The organism is Micrococcales bacterium (assembly GCA_009784895.1).
Classification (GTDB): Bacteria; Actinomycetota; Actinomycetes; order Actinomycetales; family WQXJ01; genus WQXJ01.
The window spans coordinates 1-4,675 of record WQXJ01000085.1 but is presented as its reverse complement, the minus strand read 5'-3'; the positions used below and the strand labels follow the sequence as shown (position 1 = coordinate 4,675).

Genomic DNA, 4,675 nt, shown 5'->3' with positions numbered 1-4,675 from the left:
CGTGCCGCTGTCCAGGCTGATCTGGGTCCTAGGCATTCCGGCTTTTGCCTTGTCGATTTGCGCGCTGTTGGCCCTAGCCGGGGTGGCATTGAATTGGCCTAGTGGGGTGGTCTGGACAATGGCTGGCCTGACCTGGGTGGGCGCCGTCGGTTTTGGCCTGGCCAGCAACAAGATGAACCTCAACGGGGCGGAACTAGCCAGCAAATACGCCCTGGCCCGCCTGGCTCTGGTGGCGGCCATCGTGCTGGTGGCGGCACAGAATCAATTGCCGGGTTTGGTTCTGGCCGGGCTGCTGCTGATCGGTTTGGCGGTCTTGGCTGAGCCTTCAATCAGGGCACTGGCCGCTCAGGCTTTCCCCTACGCCTGGGGTTTTGAGGGGACAAAAAGCCGGACCCAAGTACATGTCACCGGCAACGCCGTCTACGCAACCAACAATGTCGCCGTTGGGCTGGCCTTGGCCTTGATCGCCTTTGACCAGTGGACCTGGCTTTGCTTTTGGGCCGGCTTGGTGGCGCTGGGTGTGGCGGTACTAAGCGGACTAGACATGTCGATCTTTGTGATTGAACGGCTGCGGTTTAACGGCCGCTTGCCCAAGACCCTGGAGCGGCTTGGCCCCTCCTTCGCTCTGCATTGGCAGGCCCCGCCCGGCTCGCTGCACCAGGTCACGATGTGGTTAGACCAGCTCAAAGCCCTGGACAAGCCGTTCTTTTTGATCACCCGGACAGCCGATAATTTCCACGAAGCCACTGCCTTGGGCCTGCCGGTTTTGCACCGGGTTGGTTTGGATGTGGTTGGGGACGCGTTGACGCCGTCGCTGAAAACCGTTTTCTACGTCAACACCGCCATTTTGAACGACCACATGCTGCGTTACGCCCATCTCAACCACATTCAGCTAAATCACGGCGACAGCGACAAGGTGGCATCCTATTCGCCCGTGTTCAGGGCCTACGACAAAGACTTCGTGGCCGGCCAAGCTGCGATCGACCGTTTCGCTATGGCCGGATTGGCCACCGCCCCAGACTTCTTCACCATTGTGGGCCGTCCACAAGTGGCCCAGGTCGAGGTGGCAAAGACGCCGGCAAACCAGATGGCTTCGCCTGTGGTGTTGTACGCCCCGACTTGGGTTGGGAACACGGCCGATTCGGACTACACCTCTTTGCCTTGGGCGCCACAGATTGTCCGGGCCCTGCTTGAACGAGACTGCACGGTGGTTTTCCGGCCCCATCCATATTGGGCCAAGAACCATCGCACGGCCGCCAGCCGTGACGCCGTGGTCGAACTCTTGCGCCGTGACCAGGCCCAAAACGGCCGGCCACATGTCTTTGGCCAAAGTGCCGAAAAAGACCTGACGGTCATGGACTGCTTCAACCGTTCTGACGCCATGATCAGTGACGTCTCTTCGGTCGTAGGGGACTATCTGTACTCGGAAAAGCCGTTCGCAATGGTGGCTGTGGGCCTGGCGCCCAAAGCCTTTGTCGAGGAAAACCCGGTCGCTCGCGGTTCATATGTCATCGACGCCCGCACTTTAAGCGACGAGGCAGCCACCGGCCCAGGTTCGCTGGCCATGGCGATTAGCGCAATGCTGGGTGACGATCCACTAGCTGGAAAGCGAAAAGAGCTGAAGGTCTATTACCTTGGTGACATCCCGGCGGACCGCTACGCCAAGAGATTCATCGAGGAGGCCAGCCGATATGTCTAAAACCATGGCCAAGGTGCAGCGCCGCGCCTTGTCGTTGGGGGTGGGCGCCATCCGGCGGTCTGGTCTGCTACCCAAGTCCTTCCCCGACGGCCTGGGCGACGACAAGAAGCTACTGGGCCGCTCGCTCAAGGCTGAGGTGGTGGTCTATTTCGCCGACACAGTCAGGGGGCTGTACCAGATCGAGCCATGGTACGGCGCCTTGCGCCAACTGCACCTCAAGCACAAAGTAGTCATCTTCGGCACCGACTCGCGTTGCATCAGGCGAATCAGGCAGGATAGCGGCCTGCCGGCTTTCACCTTGAGCCACTACGCCACGGCCGACGACCTGATCAGCCGCTCGCCAATCCGGCTGGTACTTTACGTCAACCACAATTCCGGCAATTTCTTCATGTTGCGTTTCCCCAACCTGGTGCATGTTTCGATCATGCATGGAGACAGCGACAAGGTGGTGTCAATCTCGAACCAGACCAAGGCCTACGACTACACCTTTGTCGCCGGCCAGGCCGCCATTGACCGGCTGGAGACTTATCTGCCTCGGTTCGACGCGGCCGGGCGCTGCCTCATCATTGGCCGCCCCCAGGTCGAAACCCCAGGCCTAACTCCAACCCACCTAGAGCAGAACGACCACGCCGCCGGTCTCAGAACCGTGCTTTATGCCCCGACCTGGGAGGGTGGGGTGCCCTCCGCCGCTTACAGCTCGCTGCAAGCGCTGGGACGGCCGATAGTTGAGCGGATCCTGGCCCACCGGGACTACCGCCTGGTTTACCGGCCCCATCCCCTCACTGGGGTGCGCCTGGCCGAGTTCGCTGAAACCGATCAAACCTTGCGCCAGTTGGTCGAACGAGCCGCGGCGGCCCGCCCAGAACCCGACTCACACCAGGTCTCACTAGGTGGCGACGCCATGGTCGATCTGGCCAAGGCTGACCTGCTGATCAGCGACGTGTCATCACTGGCCATCGACTTTCTACCGTTCAACCGGCCGATGCTAGTGACCAGGCCAACCGCCCCAGGTGTGGTTACCGCCGCCACCCGGCTGATGCAGACCGTGCCCCGCCTAGACCCAGACGGCCTGGACCAGCTGATGGAAACGATTGATCGTCAAATCTCTTCGGATCCCGACCAGGCCACACGGGCGGCCACCACCACCTACTATCTTGGCCAGGTCGAACCCGGCGCCTCGACCAAAGCCTTTGTTGGGGCCTGTAGCGCCATGATCGACCTAGCCAACGCCAGTCGCTCGGCCGTGGCTGCCCGGGTCGAATCGAGGCGAAGGGGCCGGCCGGCTGCCCAAGACGATCCGTGGCCGGTGGCACAGCAATTCGTCAAAGAAGCATCACCCAGCTCCGGTGGCGAGGCAGCGTGAGGATAATCGCCCTGGTGGTGGCCTACAATCGCCAGGATCTGCTGACCCACACGCTGGACGCCTTGGCTGCTCAGACCCGCCCGCCGGACGCAGTACTGGTTATCGACAACGCCTCAAGCGATGCCAGCGGCGCCGTGGCCGCGAACCATCCAGTCGCCGCCACTGTCATCACCCTGACCCGCAACACCGGTGGGGCCGGCGGGTTTGCCGCCGGCTTGGCCCACGCCACACTATCGATGCAGGCCGAGGCCATCTGGCTGATGGACGACGACACGGTGCCCACCCCACGGGCCCTGCAAGCCCTCGAACAGGCCTGGCAGGCCTACCCCGGGCGGTTGGCCCTGGCCTGCTCAAAGGTGGTATGGACCGACGGTCGCGACCATCCAATGAACACACCCAGAACCCGCTTGTGGCCCGGCCGGAAACGCTGGCAACGGGCGAAGGCCATCGGGGCAAGGCCAATTAGGACTGGCTCGTTCGTATCAATGCTGGTGTCGGCCCGGTGCGTCGAACAATTTGGACTACCCAAAGCTGACTATTTCATTTGGAATGATGACTTTGAGTATTCGGCCCGGCTCAGCCGAAGGGGGGAGGCCGTTTTCGTACCGGATTCGGTCTCAGAACACCACACCGCCCGCCCGGCCGGGGCGGCCGATTCCCCCGGCGACCGCTTCTACTTCGATGTTCGCAACAAGATCTGGACTTTGTGGTGGGGCGGGGTTTTTGGCCCGGTTGAAGGCGCCGCCTACTTGGCCTACAGCCTTTGGGGTTGGCGGCGCGTATTGGTCAAGGCTGAAGAGCGGCCCAAGGCCGTCAAACTGCTGGTCAAGGGGTTGGCAGACGGTCTCAAGCGTCCGCCGCGGCCAACTGCCAGGGTGTTGGGCGCCCTGGGTGAGATAAGCCAACAGGTGGCCCGCCTTGGCTAGTTACAACTCGCCGGCCGTGAAGGGGTTTGAACCGTTCAGTGTGCTATTGCCGGTCTACCACGGCGATAGGGCCAAGTGGTTGGACCAAGCCATTGGCTCGGCTCTTGACGACCAGCAGCTTCGCCCCGACCAGATAGTGGTAGTCCAAGACGGTCCGGTGGGCCCTAAATTGGCTGCGGTGCTTGACCAGTGGGCTGCCCGCCCGGAGGTTGATCACCTTCAGCTGGCCACAAATCAAGGGATTTCGGCTGCCCTCAACGCCGGCCTGAAGGTCTGTCGCCATTCGATTGTGGCCCGCTGTGACGCCGATGACGTCAACCTACCGGAGCGTTTTTCGACCCAGATCCCAATGCTCCAAGCCGGGCTCGACCTCGTAGGCGGAGCGATGGTGGAGTTCACTGACCAAGCCCGGCAGGCCGGCATCGGGCGAAACTATCCCACCGGCCAAGCAGAAATCAGCCAATTCGCCCGCCTGCACAACCCCTTTGCCCACCCAACTGTCGTCTTTCGGCGACAGTTGGTGGAGCAAGCTGGTGGTTACCCGCGCCTTGACCGGCTGGAGGACTACTTGCTCTGGGTGCGGCTGCTGCGGCGGGGCGCGCGGGTGGCCAATACCGACCAGGTGGTGGTGGCCTATCGGGTCTCGCAGGCGGCCTACGCCAGGCGCGGCGGCGCCAAACTGGTTTT

Annotated in this window: 4 protein-coding genes; all 4 read left to right on the top strand. The window is 62.3% G+C overall.

The window, feature by feature from the left end:
- On the top strand, window positions 1-1,699 hold a 1,699-nt coding region (locus tag FWD29_09830), incomplete at its 5' end, for a CDP-glycerol glycerophosphotransferase family protein (GenBank protein ID MCL2804228.1).
- Window positions 1,692-3,062, top strand: a complete 1,371-nt coding sequence (locus tag FWD29_09825) for a CDP-glycerol glycerophosphotransferase family protein (GenBank protein MCL2804227.1) — start codon at window positions 1,692-1,694, stop codon at window positions 3,060-3,062. The genes FWD29_09830 and FWD29_09825, both read left to right, overlap by 8 nt.
- Window positions 3,059-3,988, top strand: a complete 930-nt coding sequence (locus tag FWD29_09820) for a glycosyltransferase (protein ID MCL2804226.1) — start codon at window positions 3,059-3,061, stop codon at window positions 3,986-3,988. Before FWD29_09825 ends, FWD29_09820 begins: the two co-directional genes overlap by 4 nt.
- 16 nt (window positions 3,989-4,004) lie before the next feature.
- A partial coding sequence (locus tag FWD29_09815; GenBank protein ID MCL2804225.1) for a glycosyltransferase occupies window positions 4,005-4,675 on the top strand: 671 nt, incomplete at its 3' end.